The sequence below is a fragment of the Streptomyces sp. NPDC050121 genome (assembly GCF_044460385.1).
In the GTDB taxonomy this organism is placed as follows: Bacteria; Actinomycetota; Actinomycetes; order Streptomycetales; family Streptomycetaceae; genus Streptomyces; species Streptomyces soliscabiei.
This window is the reverse complement of the sequence record NZ_JBITJV010000036.1, coordinates 1-24,568: the sequence shown is the minus strand read 5'-3', so window position 1 is coordinate 24,568 and position 24,568 is coordinate 1. Positions and strand designations below refer to the sequence as shown.

General features: G+C 69.5%; 19 protein-coding genes, 1 tRNA gene and 3 pseudogenes. 14 read left to right on the top strand and 9 right to left on the bottom strand.

The window, feature by feature from the left end:
* The first annotated feature begins 213 nt into the window (after positions 1–213).
* On the top strand, positions 214–1,611 hold the full coding sequence (locus ACIBTS_RS37880; protein ID WP_399325214.1) for a M6 family metalloprotease domain-containing protein: 1,398 nt from the start codon (positions 214–216) through the stop codon (positions 1,609–1,611).
* A gap of 477 nt (positions 1,612–2,088) precedes the next feature.
* Here ACIBTS_RS37880 and ACIBTS_RS37875 read toward each other — a convergent pair whose 3' ends face one another.
* Both ACIBTS_RS37875 and ACIBTS_RS37870 read right to left on the bottom strand, forming a co-directional pair.
* Positions 2,089–2,301: a hypothetical protein gene (locus ACIBTS_RS37875; protein WP_319677345.1), complete on the bottom strand. Its 213-nt coding sequence runs from the start codon at positions 2,299–2,301 to the stop codon at positions 2,089–2,091.
* Positions 2,302–2,339: 38 nt separating this feature from the next.
* Positions 2,340–3,446, bottom strand: a complete 1,107-nt coding sequence (locus ACIBTS_RS37870; protein WP_399325213.1) for a glycosyltransferase family 2 protein — start codon at positions 3,444–3,446, stop codon at positions 2,340–2,342.
* A gap of 496 nt (positions 3,447–3,942) precedes the next feature.
* Here ACIBTS_RS37870 and ACIBTS_RS37865 point away from each other — a divergent pair, with 496 nt between their 5' ends.
* The 8 genes from ACIBTS_RS37865 (at position 3,943) to ACIBTS_RS37830 (ending at position 15,676) form a co-directional block, all read left to right on the top strand.
* Positions 3,943–5,427: a cellulose binding domain-containing protein gene (locus tag ACIBTS_RS37865; protein ID WP_399325212.1), complete on the top strand. Its 1,485-nt coding sequence runs from the start codon at positions 3,943–3,945 to the stop codon at positions 5,425–5,427.
* A 59-nt stretch (positions 5,428–5,486) separates the two neighbouring features.
* Positions 5,487–7,169: a helix-turn-helix domain-containing protein gene (locus ACIBTS_RS37860; RefSeq protein ID WP_399325211.1), complete on the top strand. Its 1,683-nt coding sequence runs from the start codon at positions 5,487–5,489 to the stop codon at positions 7,167–7,169.
* Positions 7,170–7,814: 645 nt separating this feature from the next.
* Positions 7,815–10,559 (top strand): ATP-binding protein, encoded by a 2,745-nt coding sequence (locus tag ACIBTS_RS37855; RefSeq protein ID WP_399325210.1) that lies wholly within the window; start codon positions 7,815–7,817, stop codon positions 10,557–10,559.
* Entirely contained in the window at positions 10,556–11,401 is an 846-nt protein-coding gene (locus tag ACIBTS_RS37850; RefSeq protein ID WP_399325209.1) for an alpha/beta hydrolase, read from the top strand. The genes ACIBTS_RS37855 and ACIBTS_RS37850 overlap by 4 nt, the downstream gene beginning before the upstream one ends.
* 163 nt (positions 11,402–11,564) lie before the next feature.
* On the top strand, positions 11,565–12,818 hold the full coding sequence (locus tag ACIBTS_RS37845) for an extracellular solute-binding protein (protein ID WP_399325208.1): 1,254 nt from the start codon (positions 11,565–11,567) through the stop codon (positions 12,816–12,818).
* A complete protein-coding gene (locus tag ACIBTS_RS37840) occupies positions 12,790–13,713 on the top strand; it encodes a carbohydrate ABC transporter permease (protein WP_399325207.1) in 924 nt (307 codons plus the stop codon). Before ACIBTS_RS37845 ends, ACIBTS_RS37840 begins: the two co-directional genes overlap by 29 nt.
* Before the next feature lie 11 nt (positions 13,714–13,724).
* A complete protein-coding gene (locus ACIBTS_RS37835) occupies positions 13,725–14,540 on the top strand; it encodes a carbohydrate ABC transporter permease (RefSeq protein ID WP_399325206.1) in 816 nt (271 codons plus the stop codon).
* Between the two features lie 161 nt (positions 14,541–14,701).
* A complete protein-coding gene (locus ACIBTS_RS37830; RefSeq protein ID WP_399325205.1) occupies positions 14,702–15,676 on the top strand; it encodes a helix-turn-helix domain-containing protein in 975 nt (324 codons plus the stop codon).
* Positions 15,677–15,916: 240 nt separating this feature from the next.
* Here the strand turns inward: ACIBTS_RS37830 and ACIBTS_RS37825 are convergent, their stop codons facing one another.
* Together ACIBTS_RS37825 and ACIBTS_RS37820 are read right to left on the bottom strand one after the other, a co-directional pair.
* Positions 15,917–17,080 carry a low temperature requirement protein A gene (locus tag ACIBTS_RS37825; protein ID WP_399325204.1) on the bottom strand — a complete coding sequence of 388 codons (1,164 nt, stop codon included), beginning with the start codon at positions 17,078–17,080 and terminating at the stop codon, positions 15,917–15,919.
* 14 nt (positions 17,081–17,094) lie between these two features.
* Positions 17,095–18,462, bottom strand: a complete 1,368-nt coding sequence (locus tag ACIBTS_RS37820; RefSeq protein ID WP_399325203.1) for a dihydrolipoyl dehydrogenase family protein — start codon at positions 18,460–18,462, stop codon at positions 17,095–17,097.
* A gap of 237 nt (positions 18,463–18,699) precedes the next feature.
* On the opposite strand from ACIBTS_RS37820, the gene ACIBTS_RS37815 reads away from it, so the two are divergent.
* Positions 18,700–19,278 (top strand): Dps family protein, encoded by a 579-nt coding sequence (locus ACIBTS_RS37815; protein WP_399325202.1) that lies wholly within the window; start codon positions 18,700–18,702, stop codon positions 19,276–19,278.
* An 827-nt stretch (positions 19,279–20,105) separates the two neighbouring features.
* Here ACIBTS_RS37815 and ACIBTS_RS37810 read toward each other — a convergent pair.
* From ACIBTS_RS37810 to ACIBTS_RS37800, 3 genes are read right to left on the bottom strand one after another with little or no spacing between them, the layout of a single operon-like run.
* A complete protein-coding gene (locus ACIBTS_RS37810; RefSeq protein ID WP_399325201.1) occupies positions 20,106–21,062 on the bottom strand; it encodes a hypothetical protein in 957 nt (318 codons plus the stop codon).
* Positions 21,059–21,703, bottom strand: a complete 645-nt coding sequence (locus tag ACIBTS_RS37805) for a cytochrome b N-terminal domain-containing protein (protein WP_399325200.1) — start codon at positions 21,701–21,703, stop codon at positions 21,059–21,061. The genes ACIBTS_RS37810 and ACIBTS_RS37805 overlap by 4 nt, the downstream gene beginning before the upstream one ends.
* Positions 21,700–21,888 carry a hypothetical protein gene (locus ACIBTS_RS37800; RefSeq protein WP_399325199.1) on the bottom strand — a complete coding sequence of 63 codons (189 nt, stop codon included), beginning with the start codon at positions 21,886–21,888 and terminating at the stop codon, positions 21,700–21,702. Before ACIBTS_RS37800 ends, ACIBTS_RS37805 begins: the two co-directional genes overlap by 4 nt.
* 150 nt (positions 21,889–22,038) lie before the next feature.
* Here ACIBTS_RS37800 and ACIBTS_RS37795 point away from each other — a divergent pair.
* The 4 genes and pseudogenes from ACIBTS_RS37795 to ACIBTS_RS37780 form a co-directional block, all read left to right on the top strand.
* A pseudogene (locus tag ACIBTS_RS37795) lies at positions 22,039–22,239 on the top strand (IS701 family transposase); the annotation flags it as partial.
* A 10-nt stretch (positions 22,240–22,249) separates the two neighbouring features.
* Positions 22,250–22,489 (top strand): hypothetical protein, encoded by a 240-nt coding sequence (locus ACIBTS_RS37790; RefSeq protein WP_399325198.1) that lies wholly within the window; start codon positions 22,250–22,252, stop codon positions 22,487–22,489.
* Positions 22,490–22,548: 59 nt separating this feature from the next.
* A complete protein-coding gene (locus tag ACIBTS_RS37785; RefSeq protein ID WP_399325197.1) occupies positions 22,549–22,959 on the top strand; it encodes a hypothetical protein in 411 nt (136 codons plus the stop codon).
* A gap of 102 nt (positions 22,960–23,061) precedes the next feature.
* A tRNA-Arg gene (locus tag ACIBTS_RS37780) sits at positions 23,062–23,134 on the top strand.
* Positions 23,135–23,228: 94 nt separating this feature from the next.
* Here ACIBTS_RS37780 and ACIBTS_RS37775 read toward each other — a convergent pair.
* Positions 23,229–23,528: pseudogene (locus ACIBTS_RS37775) on the bottom strand (methyltransferase domain-containing protein); the annotation flags it as partial.
* 322 nt (positions 23,529–23,850) lie between these two features.
* A pseudogene (locus ACIBTS_RS37770) lies at positions 23,851–24,535 on the bottom strand (MvdC/MvdD family ATP grasp protein).
* Positions 24,536–24,568 lie beyond the last annotated feature (33 nt).

The following is a 24,568-nucleotide window of genomic DNA, read 5'->3' as shown; positions in this document are numbered from 1 at the left end:
CGGACACCTGGCTAAACGGGGAAGAGGTCCCCAGTTATTTCCCGGACCGGAGACTTTCTCGATGTGACCTGAGCCACACCATCGTGAGGGCGACTACCACCCGGTAATCCACGATCGGTCTCCTCCAGCGCGCGCCCGCGTGCGCCCCGGCACAGGGTGATCGCAAGGGTGCAGTCGGTGACCGGCGGCTGCCCGGAGCGAGAGGCCCCCCGCATGCAGCCGCAGCCCGTGCGTACCGCCACGGCCCGCACAGGCGAGCCGCTCCGCCGTCGGATACGCCCGCGCCGCGCCGCCGCCCTCGCCTCGGTCACCGCCCTGACCCTGGCCGTCAGCACGTCGGCCGGCACGGCACATCTCCGGCCGTTCCCCGGCTCGGCGGCGGCCGGCGCGGGCCCGATCTCCCTGGCCCGCTCCTCCGCGCTCGCGCCTTGCATGATCAGCGGCCACTCGTCCGTCCAGATGTCCGAGGGGGTCCCGACCACCGCCGGCTACGCACGCTCCACCGGGACCGTCCGCGCCCTCACCCTGATGATCGACTTCTCGGACGCGCCCGGCCGGGGCAGCGCGCTGAGCCGCTACCGCGAGTTCTTCCCGAAGACCGAGCAATGGTTTCGCACAGCGTCCTACGGCCGCCTCACCTACCACGCCGACACCCCGATCCCGCACTGGCTGCGCATGCCCAAGTCGTTTCGCGCGTACGGCATAGAGCGCGGCGCGCCCTTCGACCCCGGCTACCGCGAACTCGTCCAGGACATCGTGGCCGCCGCCGACCCGACGGTGGACTTCCGCGCGTACGACCTCCTGAACGTGCTGGTCACCCCGAACGCGGGCCCCTCCGCGCTGGACACGGTCCTGTCGGTGACGTTCGCCGGCAACGCCGAGGCGCCGGTCGCCGACGGGGTGTCGGTGGCGAACGCGTCCTTCGTCTACTCCCGCCAGGACGACGGCTCCGGCTCCTACAACCGCACCGGCTACCGGGTCCTCCCGCACGAGAACGGCCATGTCTTCGGCCTGCCCGACCTCTACACCCAGGAGGGCGGGGGCGCGGTCGGCCACTGGGACATCATGAGCGAGGACTGGGGGGCCAACAACGACCTGCTCGGCTGGCACAAGTGGAAGCTGGGCTGGCTGGACGCCTCCCAGATCGCCTGCGCGGCGACCCGCGGCACAAGGGAGTACCCACTGACCCCGCTCTCCCGCGCGGGCGGCCCGAAGCTGGTCTTCGTCCCGATCGACGGCCGCACCGGATACGCCGTCGAACTGCGCGCCCCCGGCGGCAACGACGAGGCGGTGTGCCGCCCGGGCGTCCTCATCTACAAGGTCGACGCCGACGTCGACACCGGGATGGGCCCGGTGACCGTCTACGACTCCCACACCGCCAGCGGCGGCTGCACCCGCAGCCCCAACGTCCACGCCGAACTCTCCGACGCCCCCTTCACCGCGGGCGAGACGTTCAAGGACCCCAAACGCGGCATCCGGATCTCGGTGACGGGGGCGGGGACGGGCACCCGCACGGTGACGGGGGCAGGCGCCGGCGCAGGGGCGAGTGCGGGGACAGGGCCGGGGGCGGATCCGGAGGGGGACTACCGGGTGCGGGTAACCCGAACGTAGCGAGTCCGGGGAACCCTGAGACAGCCGGGCCGGTGCCCCCGGAGGCAGCCGGGCCGCGTGACCGGGCGGCAGCCGGGCCGCGTGACCGGGCGGCAGCCGGGCCGCGTGACCGGGAGGCAGCCGAGCCGCGTGACCGGGAGGCAGCCGAGCCCATGCTCCTGAGGCAGCCAGGCCGGCGAACCGGGATACAGCCGGGCTCGTGACCCGAAGACAGCCGGGCCCGTACCCCGGAGACAGCCGAGCCGGGTGCCCCGGAGAGCAGCCGGGCCGGCCGGCCCCGAGGTAGCGGCCGGGCCGAGGCTCCGAGGTGGGTCGGCCGGGCCGGCCGGCCCCGAGGCAGCAACCGAGCCGGGTGGCCCGAGGTGGGTCGGCCCGGCCGGGGGCTTCGACGGGTCGGCGCTGGCAGTGGGCTCGGATGGGTCGGCGCTGGCGGTGGGTTTGCTGTCGTGGCGAGCCAGACTCGGAGGAAACGATTCTTCAGGAAGCGGCACGTCGGCTCTTCGCTCTACCCCTGGCCGCCCGGCGGTCCTTGCTCTTGCGTCGGAGGGCCGCCATGTACCCGATCACGCTGAGCGCGACGACCGTGACGGTGAAGCCGGTCACCATCTGATCGGTGGTGGCCACCTTGGTCACCGCATAGGCGATGCCCGCGAGCACCGCGCACGCCCCCAGACCCTTGAGGGTGTTCATCTGTTTTTCCGACTCACTTCCAGGACCTGGTTCCAGGCCTACTTCCAGGCGGACACGCGGGTCACGTACGACTTGACGATGGACGAGAAGAGCCAGTAGGCGCGCACCACGGTGTAGACCAGCTCGGGGATCAGCAGGGCCTCGACGAACATCGCCTTCCAGCCGAGGTTCGTGACCCGCAGCGCTGGATAGATGACCCAGAACGCGAACAGCGCCCACAGCCAGGGGCTTTCGTGGAGGCCGTGCACCGCGGCCATGACGAGCTGACCCGACCCCCATCCCAGGATGTAGACGAAGCCGATGCAGCCGAGGATCATCGTGGCGATCGAGTGCCACGTGAACTTGGTCCAGCCGCGTCGGCGCAGTGTGTCCACCGTCCCGCGGCTCCACCGTTCGCGCTGCTGGATCAGCTCGCGCAGAGTGGGCATGAGGTCGGTGTAGGCGATGCAGAGCTGGTTGGCCGTCACCTTCCAGCCGGACTCCTTGAGCGCCAGCGTGGTCTCGTAGTCCTCGACCAGGTTGCGGTGGTCCTCCCAGAAGACCTCGCCCCGCCAGTCGATCAGGTTCTGCAGGGCCTCGGCCCGGTAGAAGGAGCCGGCCCCCGACATGGTGTGGACGTCCGTGCGGTAGCGCGCGTTGGCGGCCCGGCCGTACTCGATGATCTGCATGCCGAGGAGGAACCGCTGCCAGGGGTTGCGCCACAGGTCGGTGCGGCCGAGGCAGGCGGCGCTGACCCCGCCGAGCTCCGGGTCGGACGCGATGACGTTCTGGGCGCGCTCGACGAACCTGGAGTGAAGCTCGGTGTCGGCGTCCATCACGAGGATGTGGCCCACCTGGTTGGTGAGCCGTCCGCCGACGGCCTCCCGGAGCCAGCGCAGCCCGTAGTTGAGGGCTCCGGCCTTCTTGTGGGGGTTGTCGGCGAAGTTCAGGACGACCGTGGGCGGGGTGTTCTCGTCCTCTGCGAACCCGCGGGCGTATTCCTCGGTGCGGTCGGTCGAGTTGTTGACCACCACGACGATGAGGTCCGGCCGGCGGGACTGCCCCGCCAGGGACTCCAGCGAGGTGAGGACGCCGACCTCCTCGTTGCGGGCCGGCACAAGGACGACGGTCTCGTAGACCAGTGTGTCCCGCCCAGTCGGCTCCATGGGCGCTTCGTACGCGCCCCGCCCTCTTCGGTGCCGACTGCGCGCTGCGCGCTGCGGTTCAACGCGCGCGGGACGCGCCGCTGTACCGGCCATTGCCAATCCCCCCACCCAGGTTCGTTCACACAACGACCCCAACGACGTGTTCCAGTCGTGAAAGCCCCACGGAAAATACCCCAGCGGCGTCCGACCGGCACAGACCCTCCCACCCCGCCGAGACCCCTCGACGATCATGCGATTGAACTGTGAATGAACGCTGGAAGTCCTGTTTGAACGACAAAAAGGCAATAATTCAGACACTTGGAGTCCATAAGACGCCACAGGCGACAGTGAGCAAAACCACACTCTCCGGCGAGAAATACCACGCCCTGGCTGGTTTGTTGAAGATATGCCTACGATACGCGGCGATGATCAGCCATATCAGTCGTAGATCCGGTGTGTGGCGCACCCTGCCGTGCACCGCCGGCTCGGCGGCGCACTCCCCCACCCCGGAGCACTCGTGAGCCTCCGCCGTCCACCCCGTCGTCGCGGCCGGAAGGGCCTCGTATCGCTCCTCGTCGTCGGCGCTCTCGCCGGGGCCGGAGCCGCGTTCTACTTCCTGTGGTGGTCCCCGGGCGCCGACTCCGAGCCCACCGCGCTGAAGGTCCGCTACCGGACCGACGCGCCGGCCACGAGCGTCGTGGCGAGGCCCTGGCTGGAAGTCATCAACACGTCCGACAAGCCCGTGGACCTGAGTGACGTCACTCTGCGCTACTACTACTCGGCCGACGACGCCTCCGCGTACGCGTCCAACTGCGTCCAGACGACGCTCGGCTGCTCGCACATCACCCAGAAGACCATCAAGGCCGACGACGCCTCACCCGGCGCCGACCACTACCTCGAGGTCGGCTTCCGGCAGGCCACGGGCACCCTGGCCCCCGGCGGGAGCACCGAGGGCATCGGCCTGCAGCTCTACCGCGTCGACCACGAGAACCTGGATCAGAAGAACGACCACTCCTTCGACGCCGATGACAGCGCGTACACGCCGTCGGAGCGGGTGACCGCCTACCTCGGCGGCGCACTGGCCTGGGGCGAGGAGCCGAACGGCGCCACTCCGGCACCGGCGGACTCGTCATCGACGTCGACCTCGACGTCGTCCACGCCGAAGTCGGGGGCGGCGGGAACGCCCGGTCCGCCCGCGCTGCCCAAGGGCGTCCTCTTCGACGACTTCAACTACACCGGTCCCGGCGACCCGGCGCTCGCGGCCAACGGCTGGGAGGCCCGTAGCGGCGAGGGCGGCCCGGGCATCAGGGACAGCTGGTCGAAGGACGGCATCAGCTTCCCCGCCGGGGAGGGCGAGGGCGCCGAGCCGGGCCAGGGGCAGGCGCTTCAGCTGCGGGCCGAGACCGACGGGACCCAGAAGGGCACCCGGCAGTCCGAGTTCCACAGCGCCAAGGGGACCGTCTTCGAGGGGACCCTCGTCGCCCGGGTCCGCCTCAGCGACAAGCCGGCCGACGGCAAGGACGGCGACCACATCGCCGAGTCCTTCTTCACGATCTCGCCCGACCACGAGTCGAAGAAGTACAGCGAACTCGACTACGAGTACCTGCCCAACGGGGGCTGGGGGGCGTTCGGTCCGCGGCTCGACACCACGAGCTGGCACGACAGCGCGACGAACGACCGGGTCACGAAGGCCCACATCACCAAGCTCGGCGGCTGGCACACCATGGTGATCACCGTGCACGACGGAAAGACCGCCTACTCCATCGACGGGCAGGAGCTGTTCAGCAACGGAAGCGAGCACTCCCCGCGTGAGCCCATGACCGTCAATTTCAGCACCTGGTTCATCGACCTCCCCTTCAAGGGGTCGCGCAGCTGGGACATGCAGGTCGACTGGGTCTACTACCAGGCCGGCCAGGACGTGTCCGGCAAGGACGCCCAGAAGGCCGTCGCCGGCCTCACCGCCGACGGGAGCCACTATGTGAACACCCTGTCCAAGCCCTGATATCCGTCGCCCCCCGTTACGGTGTCCCGAACACCCTCCACGGGGAGCACACACCGCCCATGCCACTGCCCGACGCCGCCACCAGGTCCCCCATCGACGCCGCCGCCTCCAGCGACACCAGTACCCCCGCCGAGGCGGTGGCGCCGCTGATGCGGGGCGTCGCCGTGCTGCACCGGCTCACCGAGGCGAACGGCGTGCTGAGCCTCAGCGCGCTCGAACGCGCCACGGGCCTGGCCCGCTCGACCGTCGACCGGATCGTGGCGACGCTCGCCCGCATGGGATACGTCCGACTGGACGGCCGGGACGCGATCCTGACCCCCCGCGTCATGGAACTGGGCAACGCCTACCTGGCCGCCCTGCGCCTGCCCGCCCTGCTGGACGCCCGCGCGGACGCCCTCGCCGACGAACTCGACGAGTCGGTGTCCCTGGCGGTCGCCGACCGCGACGGCATCCGCTTCATCCACCAGGCGACCCGCCGCCGCGCGATGTCCCTGAGCTTCCGCATCGGCGACCTCCTCCCGGCCGAACGCACCGCCCCCGGCCCGCTGTTCGCCACCGAGTGGACGGACGAGGACTGGCAGACCTGGCGCACCCGCCGCACCACGGACCCCGAGAACCGAGACTTCCCGACGCTACCGCCACTGCCCCACCACACGCCGGGGCACGAGCCCGACGACAAGGACGAGGCTGTCGAAGTCGACGTCGACGTCGACTTCGTGCGAAGGACGGCGGAAGCGGCGTCCGCGCACCACGCCCTGGACGACCAGCTGATCGAACCGGGGCTGGTGGCGGTCTCCGTACCCGTACGGGATCCGCGTACCGCCCGGATCGCGTGCGTGGCGAGCGTCGTCAGCCACACCAGCCGGCACACGGCGGCGGACCTGCGCGAAACGCTGCTCCCGCGCCTTCGGGCGGCCGTGTCGGCGATGGAGGACGATCTGCGCCACGCCCCGCCCCCGCACCCCGGACCGCCCCCCGCAGGCCTGGCGACCTGGACGGGCGCGTCGAAACAGGAACTCGGCCGGGAGTTCATCGAGTCCCTGGCCCGGGGCCTGACCGTGCTGACCGCGTTCGGCGAGGGCAGGGCGGAACTGACCCTCACGGAGGTCGCGAAGGCGACGGGCCTGGCGAGAGCGACGGCCCGCCGCGCTCTGATCACGTACGAGCACCTGGGCCTGGTGACCCCGACCCCGCACCGCGCCTTCGCCCTCACCCCCGAAGTCCTCGCGCTCGGCTTCCCGCCCCTCTCCCGCACGTCCCTCCCGCGGATCGCGACCCCCCACATGGCGACGCTGGCGGCGCAGATCCAGGAGACGACCTCCCTGGCGATCCTGACCGACCGGGGCGACGAGATCCAGTTCACGGCCCAGGTGCCCGCGAGCCACGTCATGAGCGTGGACATCACGGTGGGGACGAGGCTGCCGGCGAGCGGAACGTCGATGGGCCGGGTACTGCTGCCGCAGCACACGGACGCGCCGCCGTCGCCCGCACCGTCGTCGCCCGCACGGTCGTCCTACGTCCTGGTCGACGAGGAACTGGAGCAGGGCGTGCGCGCGATCGCCGTCCCGATCCGCGACCGGACGGGCCGGGTGGTCGCCGCCCTCAACGCGGCGACCCACGTGGCCCGCCGCACGGCCGAGAGCTGCGTCCACGACATCCTCCCCGCCCTGATGTCCACCGCCTCCCGCATCGAGACGGACCTCCACACGGCCTCCCGCTTCACCACCGTCCCCCTGACCTGAGAGTGCTGAGAGTGAGAGAGGAGTGAGAGCGGCTTGGGTCCATCAGCCGAGTGCGACTCGGGCTGCGGCCGGGTCCCCGTCCCGGCGCCTCGGCCCGACCGCCCAGCCCGTCCCGCTCCGCTCCACTCGGAGACACCAGCGCCCGTCCGAGCCCCGATCCGGTACCCCGTGGATCGAGCGCCCCGGCGGGCGCTGCGGCGTGTCCCGCGGGCTCGGTCCGCCCCTCACCGCAGTTGCTGCCTCAGGTCGCGAACTCCTTCGGGCGACCCCGTCCGGGCTGTCGTCGCTCTTGAGCAGGCAGGGCTCCTGCGAGGCCAGGAAGGCGACCTTGGAAACCCGGGCGGAGCCGTAGGCGGACACGTACCGGGCGACCTCTCCGGTTGCCCATCGAGAACCCGCCCAAGCGAACTCGCCCGCCTGGCAGGCACCCGCGAGCACGCAGAGTGACTGGTTCGCATCCCACGCCCTCCCCCGCCCTCGGCCGGACTCGTGTGATGCGCGCGTCCACGGTCCATTGGAAGAATGTCCACTTCGCAGGAGGAAGATCTGCTGCGGACGGGTGCGGTCACTCGTCGGCATGGGTTGAGCCCGGCTCCAGCAGGCGAGTGTGGGCCGAAAGGGGCGTACGTGGTGGGGTCAGGCGGATTGCTGACCCGTAGCGGTCTGCGCGGTCGAGAGGCCGAACTCGAAGAACTCCAAGCACTGATCGCCTCGGTGGCCCGCACCGGAAGCGGCGGGTTGGCCCTGATCCAGGGGGAACCGGGCATCGGCAAGACCACGCTGCTCGCCGAGGCCGTCACAACGGCCAGGGCAGCGGGATTCTCCGTCGGCCTCGGCAAGGCCGATGAGCTGCATCACATTGTGCCCCTCTCGTCGTTGGCGGCCTGCGTCCTGCACGGCGACCAGCCGCTGCTGTCCGGCGACGCCTTCGCCGATCTCGCGCGTAATCAGGATCAGCGGATCTGGCTGGTGGAGCGGCTCGCCGAGGCGATCGAAGCCAGAGCCGGCAGTGCGCCGGTGTTGATCGGCCTGGACGACGTGCAGTGGGCCGACCCGCTCAGCCGGTTCGCCCTGAAGCAGCTTCCGGCACGTCTGCGGACCTCGCCGGTTCTGTGGATGCTGGCCGGGCGACTGGACCCCGCCGGGCCGACGGAAGAGATCGTTGCGGCCGCGGCCGACGGGCTTTTGGCGGTCACGGTGCCCTTGGGGCCGCTGTCCGGCGCGGCCATCCGTCAACTGGCCGACGACACCCTGGGGGCAGCCGTTGACGAGCGGGTACGGGACCTGCTCGACGGGGCCGGAGGGAACCCGTTTCTCGCGGTCGAGATGCTCGCGGGACTGGGTACCGCCGAGGCCTCGGGTGATCTCGTGCCCTCGACGCTCGTGGTGGGTGTGCGTGGCAGGCTCAGATCCCTGCAGCCCAGCACCCTGCGTTTCCTTCAGATGGGAGCCGTGCTGGGGCGTCGGTTCGGCTTCCACGACGCCGCCGCGCTGTGCGGTCGGCCGCCCGCCGCGTTGATCTCGGCGTTGGAGGAGGCGATGCGCGCCGGACTTCTGGGCGACGACGGCGACCAGCTGGTCTTCCGGCATGATCTGCTGCGCCAGGCCGTCTACGTCGACGTCCCGCCGTCAGCCCGGAAGGCCCTGCACCGGGAGGCTGCCGGCCACCTTGTCTCCACGGGCCGCCGGCCGATCGACGCGGTGCCGCACATCCTCAGGGGCGCCCTGCCCGGAGACGAGGAGGCCGTGACGCTGCTGCGGCGGGCCGCTGAGGATGTGCTGCCGGTCACGCCGGGGCTCGCGGCCGACCTGATGACGCGTGCCCTGGAGTTGGTGCCGTCCGCCCGCCCGCTGATGTTCGAGGTGGGTGAGCAGGCGATCCTCTGCCTGACTCGGGCAGGCCGGACTCGAGAAGCGCTGTCGACCGGAGACCGGCTGCTGGCCTGCCGACCGTCGCTGGAGGTGTTCAGCCGGCTGCAGGCCGCCCTCGGCGGGACGCTGTGGAACATGGATCTCGCCGAGGAGCTGCGCCGCCGGGCCGAATCGGCCCTCGCCGTCAAAGGCGCCGCTCCGGAAGCCGGGGCGAGGCTGGCGGCCCTGCGGGCGCTGGCTCTGTCCCGGGGGCAGGATCTTGTCGTGGCCCGTGAGGCCGGCGAGACGGCGCTGCGGGCCGCCACCGCGATCGGTGACCGGGAGGCGCACGTCCTGGCCCTGTCCGGGCTCGGCGAGATCGCGCAGAACGCGGGTGAGAACGCCGTCGCTCTGGAGCGCTTTGCCGCGCTCAGCACCATCGATTCCGCTTTCCTTCCCGAAGAGATCGTCGCGCACCTGCACGTGGACGACTTCGCGTCCAGCGCACGGCTGCTCCTGCAAGGAGCGGACGATGCCCGGGCGATGCGTCAGGCGATGATGCTGTGGGCACAGGGCCAGCACGATCTGGGGCTCGGCCGGCTCGACGACGCCGACGCCGACTTCGTGACCATGGAGCGCCTGGAAGACGACGTACAGGTACCCGTCCAGCAGGTGAACGCCCGCGTGATTCGATCCCGGATCGCCCTGCTGCGCGGCGACCGGGAAGCGGCGCGGGAGCACCTAGCCGCGGCGCAGGAAAGACTGGCGGTCAAACCGAACCCGGGCAACACGGCCGCGGTGCGCTTCCTGGAAGCCGTCCATGCCGAGGCCGACGGGGACATCGGGCTTGCCGTCGACAAGATCCGACAGGTGCAGCAGGAAGGTCTCTTCATGCGCTGGCGGCTGTTGCGCGACTGGGTCGACTCCGCGATACGCATGGCCCTGCGCGGCGCGGAACACGAGCTCGCCGAGGACCTGGCCGCACAGGCCCAGACCCACGCCGAACGCAACCCTGCCGTGCCGACCGCCACGGGCATCGCGGCGCAGGCCCTCGGGCTCGCGAAGAACGATCTCGCCCTGCTGGAAGAATCCGTAGCACTGCTCAAGGCAAGCCCCCGCCCCCTGGTCCGGGCCGCCGCCTACGCCGATCTCGGACAGGCGCTCCTCGCAGCGGGCCGGAGACCTCAGGCAGTGGCCGCCCTGACCCAGGCCCATGGCATGTTCGCGGGGTCGGGCGCTCACGCCGCGGCGGCCCGCCTGCGGCGTGACCTGGACGGTGCAGGGGCCGGCAGCGGCAGGGCAGTGACCAAGCAGCGCCCCGTCCAGGGATGGAGTGCCCTCACGGCCTCGGAGAAGAAGGTCGCGCGCCTGATCGCCGAGGGCCACACCAACCGGTCGGCCGCCGACCTGCTCGTCGTCTCCCCGCACACCGTCAACACACACCTGACCTCCGCCTTCCGCAAGCTGGTGGTGAACTCACGGGTCCAGCTCGCCAACCTGGTCATGGCCTTGCCCGACACTGAGCGGACCTGTGGATGATTGGTACGTTCACGCGATGCCTCTCCGTGCCTGAACCCACTTGGCTGGGACAGCGAACTCAATCGGAGGGCATCGCCATGCCATCTATCCCCTCACCGCCGACCATCGTGCTTGTGCACGGGGCGTTCACCGATGCCTCATCCTGGGCGGGGGTCATCAGCCTCCTTCACAGTGCCGGTTCGACCGTGCGCGCCCCGGCGAACCCACTGCGCGGCCTGACCCATGACGCCGCCTACATCAAGAACGTGGTGCGCGGCATCGATGTCCCTGTCGTGCTGGTCGGTCACGGCTACGGCGGCGCGGTCATCACGCACGCCGCCACCGACGCCGACAACGTCGTGGCGTTGTGCTACGTCGCAGGGTTCGGCCTCGACGCCGGCGAGTGCGTCCTGGACATCACGAGCCGGTTCTCCCCCATGCCGGTGGCCGACGCGACCTTCGCCGCCGACCTTCCGGCACAGTTTCCCGGCGGCCCGGACAGCGAGCTCTACATCAGTGCGGAACGGTTCCCGCAGGTGTACGCCGCCGACCTTCCGCCTCACGTGAAGAATGTCATGTCCGTGGCGCAACGCCCGATCGTCCACAGTGCGCTGACCAGCAGATCGGGCCCACCGGCCTGGGCCTTCAAGCCGTCCTGGTACGCCATCGCGACCGCCGACCGGATGCTCAACCCCACCGCTCAGCGCTTCATGGCACAACGCATGGCGGCCACCGAATACCTGCTGGACGGCTCGCACGCGGTTGTGCTGTCGCAGCCCGACGCCGTGGTGGCGATGATCCGGGAAGCCGCCGAACAGGGCACCGGTCGCGGCGACGGCGACGAGCTCGAACAGCCCTCATGAGCAGGGGGAAGAGGTGATCACACGTCTTCGCGCGGACCCTATAGCATGCATCGGAACGGAAGACGCCGGCATGGGCCATCTTGCGGGCACCCCCCGGAATCCGGATCCGCCCACCCCTGCGACACCGATGCCGGCCACAGACGCCCCTCGGTAAAGGCACAGCATGATCTCACCGGCCAGACCGCCGGCGCGGCGGACAGCCGCCCTCCTGAGCGGAGCCATCGCCCTGGTACTGGCCGCCACCGGCTGTGGTGGCGGAACCGCCACCGGCTCCGCCGCCGGCAAGGTCACGTCCATCACGGCGCTCGACTACTACACCGACGAACCCGAACACAGCCAATGGGGCGAGATGCTCACCGCCTGTGGCAAGACCGCCGGCGTGAAGGTCGAGCAGACAAGCGTTCCGGGAGCGTCGCTCATCCCCAAGGTCCTGCAGCAGGCGTCGTCGCGGACCCTTCCCGACCTGCTGATGCTGGACAACCCCGACCTGCAGCAGATCGCACAGACCGGCGCACTGACCCCGCTGGACCAGTACGGCGTCGACTCCGGCGGCTTCGCCAAGGGCATCCTCTCGGCGGGCACGTACAAGGGGAAGGTGTACGGTCTGGCGCCCTACGTCAGCACGGTCGCCCTCATCTACAACAAGGACATGCTCGCCAAGGCCGGTGTCGCCGTGCCGAGGAACTGGGACGAACTGAAGACGGCGGCGGCCGAGCTGACCCGTCCCGGGCGCTACGGCATGGCGGTCGACGCGAACCCCACTTTCGAGGGCAGCTGGCAGTTCCTGCCCTTCCTGTGGTCCAACGGCGGGGACGAGAAGCACCTGGACACCCCGCAGGCCGCGCAGGCACTCCAGCTGTGGGTCGACCTGGTGAAGAGCGGATCCATGTCCAAGTCGGTGCTGAACTGGACGCAGGCCGACGTCCACGATCAGTTCGTCGCCGGCAGGACAGCCATGATGATCAACGGCCCGTGGCGGATCCCGGCCCTGAACAAGGACGAGAACCTGCACTGGGGAGTGGCCCCCATCCCCGTTCCCAAGACTGGGCAGACCCCGATCACGCCGCTCGGCGGTGAGGTGTGGACGGTCCCGCAGAGCCCTTCCAAGGCCCGGCAGGAGAAGGCCGCCAAGGTCCTCGCCTGCCTGAACGACTCCTCCAGCATGCTCGCCCTGGCCAAGCAGCACTTCACCGTGCCCTCCCGCTCCACCGTGGCCTCCCAGTACGCCGAGCAGGTCCCGTCGATGGCTGCCTTCGTCAAGAGCGTGGAAGCGGCCCGATCCCGTACCAGCGAGCTCGGCGTCAAGTGGCCCAAGGCGGCGACCGGGATATACACCGCTGTCCAGTTGGCGCTGACGGGCGAGCAGACACCGGAGGAAGCCCTCAGGCATGCCCAGCAGATCGCGACAAGTAACTGACCCGGCCCGGGCGCGTTTCTGGGAGCGGCCGGCCCAGTGGATGTACCTGGTGCCCGCCGCGGCATACCTGCTGCTGTTCTTCGGCTACCCGATCGTCAAGAACATCGTGATGAGCTTCCAGCAGTACACGACCACGACGTTCTACACGGGTGCTGCGCCGTTCGTGGGACTGCAGAACTACTCGAAGATCCTTGCGTCGGACCTGTTCTCCAGGGCGCTGCTGACCACGGTCCTGTTCACCGCCGGGTCGATCGTCGGGCAGTTCGCTCTCGGCCTGGCCTTCGCCCTGTTCTTCCAGCGCCGTTTCCCGCTCGGCGGCGTTCTGCGATCGCTGCTGTTGCTGCCGTGGCTGCTGCCGCTGGTGGTCTCCGGAACGACGTGGCGGTGGATGCTCGACCCCGACTCGGGAGTCGTCAACGCGGGGTTGCGCGGCCTGCATCTCTCATCGTCCGGCATCCCCTGGCTCACCGGCACCTCACAGGCGCTGGTGTCGGTGATCCTCATCAACATCTGGGTCGGAATCCCCTTCAACACCGCGATCCTGTACGGCGGTCTGCAGGACATCCCCACGCACCTGTACGAGGCGGCGAAGCTGGACGGGGCCGGCCCGCTGGCGTCGTTCCGCCATGTTACCTGGCCGCTGCTGCGGCCCGTGGTGAGCGTGGTGCTGGTGCTGGGCGTGGTCTACACGGTCAAGGTGCTGGACATCATCCTCGTGGTGACGGGCGGGGGACCGGCGGGCGCCACGGAGACCCTGGCCACCCAGTCCTACGAACTGTCGTTTCAGCAGTTCGAGTTCGGGCGCGGTGCCGCGATGAGCAACGTGCTCATCGTCATCTCTCTTGCCTTCGCCGTCGTCTACCTGCGCGCCAACCGTCGCGCCCGGAACGTCTGAGAGGTGCCCCCGTGAAGCGCGCTCCGGGCCGTGGCAGGTCGTCCACCGTGGTCGGGATCGCCCTGCTCGCGCTGATGCTGTTTCCGGTGTACTGGATGGTGAACGCCTCCCTCCAGCCGGCGGGCAACACACTGCAGGGAGGCTGGTTCCCCTTCCACCCTGATCTCAGTGGTTACGTCACCGCCCTGCGCGATCAGGGACGCAACCTCGTCACCAGCCTCGTCGTAGCCCTCGGCAGCGTCGCCCTCAGCTTGGGGCTCGCCGCGCCCGCGGCCTACGCGCTGGCCCAGTTCCGCCTGCGCGGAACCAACCTCGTGCTCTTCGGCATCCTGCTCACCCAGATGGTGCCGGGCATCGTCGTGGCCAACGCGCTCTACGGCGCCTACAACGACCTGGGGCTCCTGAACTCCTACCTCGGACTGATCCTCGCCGACTCCACCGCCGGGGTCCCCTTCGCGATCATCATCCTGCGTTCGTTCATGCAGAGCATTCCCAGGGAGATCATCGAGGCCGCGCGCGTGGACGGGGCCGGCAGACTGCGTGTCTTGCGCTCCGTGGTGCTTCCGGTGAGCACGAACGCGTTGATCACTGCCGCCGTCTTCACCTTCCTCTTCACCTGGAGCGACTTCCTCTTCGCCCTCACGCTGACCACCACACGGACCGTTCAGCCGATCACCCTGGGCATCTACCAGTACATCGGTGCCCACACGAACCAGTGGAACGCCGTCATGGCCACCACGGTCATGGCGTCCGTCCCTGCTGCCCTCCTGCTCGTCGTCGCTCAGCGCTACGTCGCCGCCGGCGCCACCAGCGGAGCCGTCAAGTGAGGGGCGTCTCGGTCCGGCACCCCTGGATCTAGCGGATTCACGCGATGTGCCGTCCCAGGCCGGCTGGCACGGTGTTGTGGAGGCCAACCGGATCTTCGCTGATCGGGCTGTCCGGTGACCGTGTCCGAACCACCTGTCGATCAGGATGTCAAGGGGGCCAGATGTCCGTTGTCCTTTCCACCGCGGCGCTGTCCGCAGCCGCTCGGATAGAGCGCTGGCATGAAGCGGTGTCCGAGGCGTTCGTACCGCTCGATGTCAATATCCTGGAGCAGGATCCGTCGCCGGGAAGAATCGTCACCCACCAATGGGGTGCCACTCAGGTGTCGGACGTCCAGGCCGGGCCGCAAGAGGTGCGGCGCAGCAAGCGCCTGATAGCCCGGGACGGGAAGGAGCTCCTGATCCTCACGTTTCAGCACACGGGCAGCGCCGTCAAGGAGCAGGACGGGAGAGAGTGCCTGATCAAGCCCGGAGATTTCTCCATTTCTGATTCGTCTCGCGTTTTCAGAAAGAAAGTGCAGGGCGAGGCCCGCTTCACCTCCTTTCAGTTCCCCCGGAAGGAGCTTCGCGTGCGGGACGAGGACCTGCAGGCGTTGACTGCGCGAGCGTTCTCGGATCGTTGCGGCAGTGCCGCACTGGTGTCGTCCTATTTCGCGCGGATGGGGCTCGAAGCAGCGAGTTTCGACGACTTCGTCGGCCGTCAGGTCGTCGCTACCGGGCTCGACCTGCTGGCACTGTTCCTCAACGAGCTCAGCGGCCGCTTCGCGCCTCAGGCTCCCGAAACCGCCGCGGCCATGATGGTGCGAGTGAAGGACCACATCCTGCAAAACCTCTCCGATCCCGACCTGTCACCCACCGCGATCGCCGCTGCCCACTTCATTTCGGTTCGCTATCTGCACAAGTTGTTCCAGTCCGAGGGAACCACCGTCGGGGAATGGATCCGGACCGAGCGGCTGGAGCGGTGCCGCCGGGATCTTCTGCGGTCCCCGGCTCTGACGCTCGGGGTGGCGACCGTCGCCCGACGCTGGGGTTTCGTGAGTCCCAGCCATTTCAGCCGGGTTTTCCGGGCCGCTTATGGCATAGCGCCTCGCGAGTGGCAGCTTCAAGGCCTGTCCGGCGAACGGCGCACGGCTGAGTGATGGTTCCTCGTCGTCGGCCTCGGCGGTCGTAGGACGCGAGGCGACCGGCGAACGCGCCAACGACACAACGACGTTCCGGGCCGCTCGATGACGACCGTCCGGCCGAATGAGGCGAGTACCCCAGGCAACCGGCCGAGCCGCCCGCCCTCAGCTCGATGCGCCGCCGGCGCTCGGTCGCCCGGTCCGTCCGCGCGGCCCATTCGTGTCGGCCCAGGGCCGGGATTCCGCTGCGGGGTCTGGTCATCGGCGCGGCACCGTGACCACCGCGACCAGGCCGGCCAGAAGCACACCGGCGATGAGCGCGGGCACCGGGGACCAAGCGGCCGCCAAGACCCCGACCGCGGCGACGGGGAACGGAATCCGCTCGGCCAGGCTCCTTTGGTGCGGCCTCAGGTGCACGAGCCAGACCGTGATCAGAAAGACGGCCGCCGGAACAGTGACCGCGGCGCCGGCGGCAACCGGCGAGGCCCCGGTGTGACGCGTGACGTGATCGGCGTACGCGGCCAGGCCGGCGCCCTCCGCGGTCGCCGAGGCGAAGATCAGGTAGTGGCCGTAGGCCCAGGGGAATCGCCTCCGGTGGGCCTGGTACGTCGTGGCGAGCAGCGTGTGCGCGGGGCGGGCGAAGTACAGCCACCACATGGCGTACGCCAGGAGCAGGCCGCCGGCCGCCAGCGTGTACAGCGAACCGGTGCCGTGATGCCGGTCGAAGGCGCTGCGGACGGCGACGGTGGCGGCTGCGACGGACTCGCCGAGGACGATGAGGGTGAACAGTTCGTAGCGCTCGGCGATGTGGTGCGGATGCCAGGGCGTCATCCCGGCGGACTGCGCCCACACCGGAACGGACACCTCGGCCACGATCAGCACCACGATGCCCGGCAGCCGTACCGGAGCCGGGACGGCGAGCAACCCCACCCAGCCGAGCTGGCATCCCGTCACCCCCGCGGCGAAGCGCAGCGTGGTTTTCCGCCGGGCGGGATCGGACAGCGCGGCCCGCAGCCAGAGCGCGGCCAACGCCGTGCGCAGCACGACGTACCCCAGCGTGATGACGTGCAGATCGCCGTCCTCGAAGGCGCGGCGCACGCCGGCGGCGAGGATGAGCGATCCGGTGATCTGCACCAGCACCGTCAGCCGGTACGTGACGTCGTCGGGGTCGTAGGCGGAGGCGAACCAGGTGAAGTTCATCCACGCCCACCAGATGGTGAAGAAGACCAGCCCGAAGCGCAGCGCGCCGCTGCCGTAGTCCCCTTCCGTCAGCGCCCCGTGCAGGCTGGCGGAGGCCTGCGCCACCGCGACGACGAAGCACAGGTCGAAGAAGAGCTCCAGCGAGGTGGCGGATCGGTGCGGTTCGCCGGGGTCGCGGCCCATCATGGTGCGCCACCGCCTGGCGCCCGGGTCCGCCTGCATGGTCGGGGCGCGGTTCAGCGGAGGGCTCCCAGGGCCGCCTCGATCGTCCGGTGAAAGGTGGGGTAGGTGTAGATCATGTGCTGAAGCCGGTCGACGGGTACCTCGGCATGGACGGCCACGTTCAGTCCGTACAACACCTCCCCGCCCACCGGCCCCGCCGATGTCGCACCGATCAGAACGCCCCGGTCGGCGTCCTCGACGAGCTTGATGAACCCCTCGTTGCCCGGCCCGTGGATCCAGCCGCGCGTGGACGAGGCGACGGTCACCACGCTGGTGCGCACGCACAGCCCCTGCTCCCGCGCCTGTCGCTCCGTCAGCCCCACGGCTCCGATCTCCGGATCGGTGAACGTGACCCGGGGCAGCGCCCGGTAGTCAGCGGGGGGTCCGGGCTGCCCGAGGATGTCCCGGACGGCGATCTCAGCCTGGTACATCGACACGTGGGTGAAGGCGCCCCGGCCGGTGATGTCGCCGACCGCCCACAGCCCGTCCCCGGCCCGCATCCGCCCGTCCGTGGGAACGGCTCCCGCTGCCGGATCGAGGCCCACCGAGTCGACCGCCAGCGGGGTCAGGTCGGCCTGGCGTCCGGTGGCGACCAGGAGCCGTTCAGCGCTCAGCGGTTGTTCGTCGCTCTCAAGGCGGACGATGAACTCGGAGCCGTCATGGCTGACCTGCCGCGCCCGAGTGCCCGTGCGAACGGTGACACCGTCCGCACGCAGCACCTGAGCGGCCAGCTCCCCTGCTTCCGGCTCCTCCTGCGACAGCAGCCGGTCCTGCCCCTCGACCACCGTGACCGCACACTTGAAGCGGGCGAAGACCTGGGCGAGTTCGACGCCGATGGCGCCCCCGCCGAGCACCACCATGGACGCCGGTAGCTCCTTGGCCGCCATGGCGTCCCGGTTGGTCCAGTACGGCGTTCCCTCCAGACCCGGCACCGGGGGGATCCGGGGCCGGGTGCCGGTGGCCAGCACGACACCCCGCCGGGCCTCGAAGTTGCGGTCACCAACCGTCACACGGCGCGGCCCGGCGAGGCGCCCCGTCCCCCGGACGAGCCGACCGCCCTTCGCGGTGAAGCGGTCCGCGGCCACCTGGTCGTTCCAGTCATCGGTGGCCTCGTGACGGATCCGTCCGGCGACCCTGCCCCAGTCCGGAGTCACGACCGCTTCACCGGCGAGGGCGGGAACCCGCCCCGCCTCGGCCAGCAGGTTCCCGGCCCGGATCATCATCTTGCTGGGCACGCACGCCCAGTACGGACACTCGCCTCCGACGAGTTCCGCCTCGACCCCCACCACGTCCAGTCCCGCTTCGGCCAGCGTGCCGGCGACGTACTCGCCGCCCGGCCCCAGCCCGACGACCACCACATCCGCCTGCTCGTTCGCGCTCATGCCTCTCCTCGTTCCGCCGGCTCTTGGGGCATGGACTGTTCCGCTGACGCTAGAGCGGCGGGACAACGGCCCGAGTCCGCCGGCGCACGGAGGCTTGCCCGAGAGCGAACACCGAAGACAAGGACCGGCTCAGTGCGCCGGCGGGCACCACCGCATGCACTGCCGGTCAAGACACCCCCCGACCGGGCACCTAGCGTCACCGGGGTACGCACAGCACGGCACCGCAGGAGGCGGACCATGACCACCAACTCCCCATCCGCACATAGCAGCCAGCCCCTGCTGCACCAGAAGGGCGAGGTGATCCAGAAGTTCGGGACCGTCAAGCAGCTGCCCATCGCCCTGACCTATGAGGCGCGGATGTATTCCTGTCAGCGCCTGAACAAGGTCCTCGCGGACACGCAGATCCTCTACGGCCTCTACAAGAAGCACCACTGGCTGATGCGCGGCGCGACCTTCTACCAGCTGCACCTGCTCCTGGACAAGCACGCGGGTGAACAGCTCGACATCATCGACACCATCGCCGAACGCGTCCAGTCGCTGGGCGGCGTCGCGGTGGGAGACCCGCGGCACGTCGCCGAGATCACGTCGATCCCGCGGCCCCCGGACGGCGTGGAGGAGGTGCCGGCCATGCTGTCCCGGCTGCTGGAGGCCCACGAGACGATCCTCATCGACGCCCATGACGCCACCGCCCGGACCGCCGAGTGCGGTGACGACGGCACCATCGACCTGCTGGTCTCCCAGGTGATCCGGACCGGCGAACGGCAGGCGTGGTTCCTGGCCGAGCATCTGGTCGACACACCGCTGGTCCGCGCTTGAGGAACGGCCGCGGCTGCCCCGACGTACGTGAGGCGGTACCTGGAGCGGCATGAACCGCATCCGCACGACGGACCGCCGTCCGCACACCATGCGGCGACGATCGAAGCCCGTCGCCTTCGCCCCGGACGGAGCGCTGTCCGTGTCCAGCACGGTCCGCGACGAACTTGCCGATCAAGGCCACATGCGCCTGGCGGATGTCCTCAGCAACGCGTTCACGTCTCCGGCGCGCGTGATCACGTGCCGTCTACGCCCGTAGGGCCGAAGCGGGCTGCTCCATCCCGTGGCATGCAGGCAGAGCGGCCGGGTGTGACGAATCCGGGCACTGCACCCCCGGCGCACCCGCCGAGTCGTGCTCGACCCGGCTGCACTGCGCTCCCGACTGATGCGCAAGGGGGCCGGTCCGGGCCGTACCCGACCTCGCCCGGCGGACGTTACCTCGGCTGGACCACGTCAATGGGGACGCACCACCCGTCGGAAGTCTCCTGTACGGTCCCGGCTCGCCCGCCGACCGCCGCCGCACCGGGCAACACGGCCCTGATCAACGCCGAAGCCGCCTACCGGCGCGCGGTGGCGGCGGCCGCCGACCACGCCTGCAACCGGGCCGCAGCCAGGATCGTCGGCGCGGAGGTGCTCAGCACCCGCCAGCGGGTCCGGACACTGCAGCGCCACTGGATCCCGCGCCACCCACATGCTGGAAGAGGGCGAGTCGCACGGCTGACACGCACTCGACGGTGTCTTGCCGCCCTGCGGTGACTCCGGCAAACCCCGAAGGGCTGACAGCGGAACAGGCGGTGCACCCGCAGCGGGCGTACGTCGGAGAGCGAAGATCACTCCTGCCGGTCCCGTTGGACAGCTTGTTCGCGGTAGTACGTGCGCCAGATCAACCGGTGCACCCGCGTCCAGCGCGGTACCGAGCGCACGCCGGGGATGAAGGGGACCAGCATCAGGCCCAGGCTGAGCAGCGCCATCAAACCCCAGATCAGAGCGTCGGCGTTACCGGAGGACTTGAAGGGCTCGATCTGGTACCAGAAGGTGTAGAGCCACAGCCACGCCTGGCCCGGGTAGTTCCCGGTCTCGTTCATCATCCCCCACTGGTCGCCGCCGAGATGCTCGGCACGGGCAAGGGACTCCAGGTAGGAACCATCGGAGAGGAAGAGCAGCGGACGGGTGTAGTCGGTCTCGTAGAACTTGCCCTCCGCCTGCAGTTCGCCATCCAGTGCGCCGCTGCGAGCCAGACCGAGAAGGCGTTCGGTGAGGACAGGGACCGGGCCGTAATCGCCCTTCGCGGGCGCGCCGCCGCCGGCCTTGGACAGGGCGTCGGAGTAGGCGGCGGTCCATGCCTGTTGCCGGGCCGCCGGGGCGGCGGCCCAGGTGGCGAGGGCCGCGGTGACGGCGGGCGGTTCCGGGGCGTCTCGCAGTGGACGCAGTACGAAGTCGTTCGCCGTGTTCACCGGGATGCGGACCCCCGCGGCGCTCTGCAGCCCGACCGGGCCGAGCTTCTGCGCCGCGCCCGGCGTGTGGTTGTAGGGCGGCCCGTACTCGGCCGTTCCGCTGGTGCCGCCGAGCTCGGACACGGCGGTCGCCGTGAAGTCGGCGCCGTCGGCCCGCGACCAGGAGGCCAGCGTCACCGGCTTGATGTCGGGCGAGGAGAATACCGCGGCCAGGCCCACGGTGAGCAGCGCGACCACCACCAGTGCGATCGTGAACTCCTTGACCAGGTCGTAGGGCCTGGTGGGGAAACTGGCCGGGTCCGGCACGGTGCGCTTGCGGGCGCGGTGGGTCATGACGCTGCCTCCCGCGTGGGCCCGTCCGGGGGATCGGGCGCGGCTCCGATCGGCGGCACGATCCCGCGCAGCCGGACCAGCAGGATGTGCCAGACCGCCAGCAGGCCGAGGGCGAAAGGCAGCAGGACGATGTGCCACATCAGCATCTGACCGAAGTCCAGCACGTTGAAGAACGCGCCGATACCAACCGAGTTGAGCCCGTCCTTGGCCTGCCCGGCGATCCACTGGGAGTCGAAGTTCTGCTGGACCAGGTAGCCGGTGAACGCCGTGCCGATCGAGGCGAAGAAACACACCGCACCGGTGACCCAGGTCAGCGCCCGCCGACCGCGCCAGGCGGCCATGAAGAACTTGCCCCACAGGTGGACGACCATGAAGAACATGAACAGCTCGACGCTCCACAGGTGCAGACCGTTCACGTACTTGCCGGTCCCCGAGACATGCCACCATGCGGGCCCCTTCAGGGCCAGCACCCCGCCCGTGACCAGGACTACGATCAGCGCGGCCACGGTGAGCACACCGAAGACGTAGATCCATGAGGCCATGTACGCGGGCTGGGTGTCCGGCAGCAGCTTGTCCGGGGGCAGTGCCCGCACGGCCCGCCGCCGGACCGCTCCGGTCCAGCCTCCTCCTGCCTCGCTCATCCTCGGCCTCGCCCTCGCGGGAAGGGCAGAAGCAGGGCCGCCACGAAGACGACCAGCATCACCCCGATGACCACGAGGTTGGCGACAGAGAGCTGCACCACTCCCCAGTGCACGTAGTGCCCAGTCCCGTTGAGATCGATGGGCGCGGCAAGTACGCGCTCGACGGAGTGCGGATGTCCTGTCATGGGCCGGCTCCCCTCGAAGTCTGAGAGCAAGTAGAGCGCCTTGTAAGACCATCGGCCTGCTGACCGGCCGGGCATTGGGCCGAACGGCTCAATCGCGCAAGGGCTGCCCTGTCCGCGGCGTATTCCTTCCTTGCTCATCCCGGTGGGGTCCGCGTCGAGCACGACTACCGCGAGATGAGGCACGGGCTGGGCCTGGACCACTTCGAGGGCCGCACCTGCCGCGGCCGGCACCACCACCACACCACCACCTGGTCACCGCCGCCCACGCCTTCCTCACCCTGCACCGCCTGGACCCCAAAAACCCCCGCGCCGACCTGACCTTCCACCAAGTCCTCGACACACTCCAGAACCTCATATGGGCATGGACCGGCACAAGCCCCACCTGCCACCGCCACTTACCAGCCCAGCCCGAACACCACCCGCCACCACCAACCTGACGAAGTACTACCAGCCTCCTGGCGGCTCAGCGATTGAAGTAGAAGCCTGCGTCGAGGTCGGCGAGCGGATTCCGGTGGTTCACGAGGTCCTCGACGCGGCCCATGCCGATACCGAGGAAGGCCTTGCCGGTGTCGACGAGTTCGCCGCAGATCGCGTGCCTTAACCGCGTGCGTGTGCGCGATCCACATCAGAGGGATTCCACCGGGCTGTTGGCGGGGCGCGGTGGAACACCGCGAACCCGTCGGAGTCACCACCACCCCCGGAGAACGCGACGAGGGTCAGAGCGACACCGAGACCGGCTTCCACCGCGCCGAGCACCTCCTGCAGATTCCCGACAACACCTCCACCCGCCAACACCTCTACGGCGGCCGCGAGGACACCGAAGCCGGCTTCTCCCAGTTCGACCGCTCCCTGTGGAACCGCCGCATGATCGCCTTCGGCGCAGAAGCCCAGAGCCTCGTCGTCCTCGGCTTCCTCCTCGCCCAGAACGCCACCAGCGCAGCCCGCTACCAAGAGGACCCCACCTACACCGACGCCGACGCAGAAGCCACAGGCCTCAGCGACGGCCCCAACAACTCCCGCGATCATGAACCCGGACTGAGGTCTCAGCCTCGCCCCACCACCCCACACTGATCCGCTACGCTGTCAGGGACCGCCCTCACCGGCGGCCCCACCCTTGCCACAGCGCGGGTGAACTCTCACGCAGAGTGTTCACCAACGTTTTCCGCAAGGCCCGCCTTCGTAGCTCAGGGGATAGAGCACCGCTCTCCTAAAGCGGGTGTCGCAGGTTCGAATCCTGCCGGGGGCACAGAGAAGCACCAGGTCAGGGGCCCTTCCGTCCGGCGGACGGGAGGGCCCCTGCGCTTGCAGCACACATATGGCACACATGGCACTTGCCCCAGCCAGGCAGGGGGGATGTTGCGGAAACCGCACGTGGCGATCAGCCGGTCGTAGGGGGCTCCGTCGAGGTGGCCGACGCGGCCGTCCCCCACCACCAGGTCAGGGGTATAGCCGGAGCTCGCGAGAGCCTCGCGGGCTCGCCGTGCCACACCTTCGTCCGTCTCGATCGAGGTCACGGCCTCGCTGCCAAGCCGGTGGCACATCAGTGCAGTCGAGTAGCCGGTGCCTGTCCCGATTTCCAGTACGTTCATGCCTTGGTGTACGTCCAGGTCTTCGAGCATCCGGACTACGAGGCTCGCCAGAGTGGACGATGAGCTCGGGACCGCGTTGGTGATCGGCTTCGGATCGGCCCAGTCGATGTCCCGGCCGTCGAACTGGGTCATCCAGGTCTCGTCGGAGTAGACGAGCCGGAGCCACTCTTCCTGGCCGGGGTTCGCCTCGGTGACCGGCTCCCAGGTGGTGACACCAAGGCCGTCGCTCTCCCGGTAGAAGCGCGGAATGAACACGTGGCGGGGCACTGCCTCAACGGCAGCCCGCCACTGAGGTGACCGCAGCCAGCGGTCCTTCTCCAGTCCGGCGGCCAGCTGCCGTCGGAGGTCGGCTGCCGTTGTCTCGGCATCAGGCTCACCGGCCACGGAGTCCTCCTTCCAGGAGATCGGCGAGTGCCGCGGTCATGGGCAACCCGGTCGGCGGCTCCATCCATGCCCACTGCCCCGAAGGATTGCACTCGATGAAGACCCACTCGCCGGAGTCGGTCAAGGCGAAGTCGAATGCCCCGAAGACAAGCCCGAAGTGCTTCAGGTAGGCACGCATGGCATGTTCCACCTCAGGCGGCGGGGTGACAGGTGAACGCCCGCGCATCGTCAGGCACATTAGTAATCAGCGTGGGCGGCAGGGTGAAGCCGGCCGCCGCCGCGGTCGCGAGCCCGGCCGGTTTGTACTCGGCGTCACCGATGCGGTTGGGGTGATTTACGTACAGGCAGCCGGGCAGCGAGGTGAGGATGCCACCCAGCCCGTAGCGCGCGTGCGCGATGGCGAACCGCTCTTCCTGCCTGTCGAGGTAGGGGAAGGCGAACCCAGACGGGCGCCGGTAGTACATGGACCTCACGGCGCCCAGGTCGGCTCGCCGGGTCGAGGTCTGCACGCTTCCTCGCCACCTGTCGGTGTCGCCGATGGAGGCGGAGCACGACAGGGTGGCCGGGAAGTCACCGGAGTCGAACCGCACGACCGGGACACCCCGGTCGTGCAGCTGTTGAGCGTCTTTCGTTCTGCTGATGTGTGACCTGGGCGCGTCGTTGGCGGTGCCGATCTGCGGTCTGGGGTCCGCGGGGTCTTGTCGTCC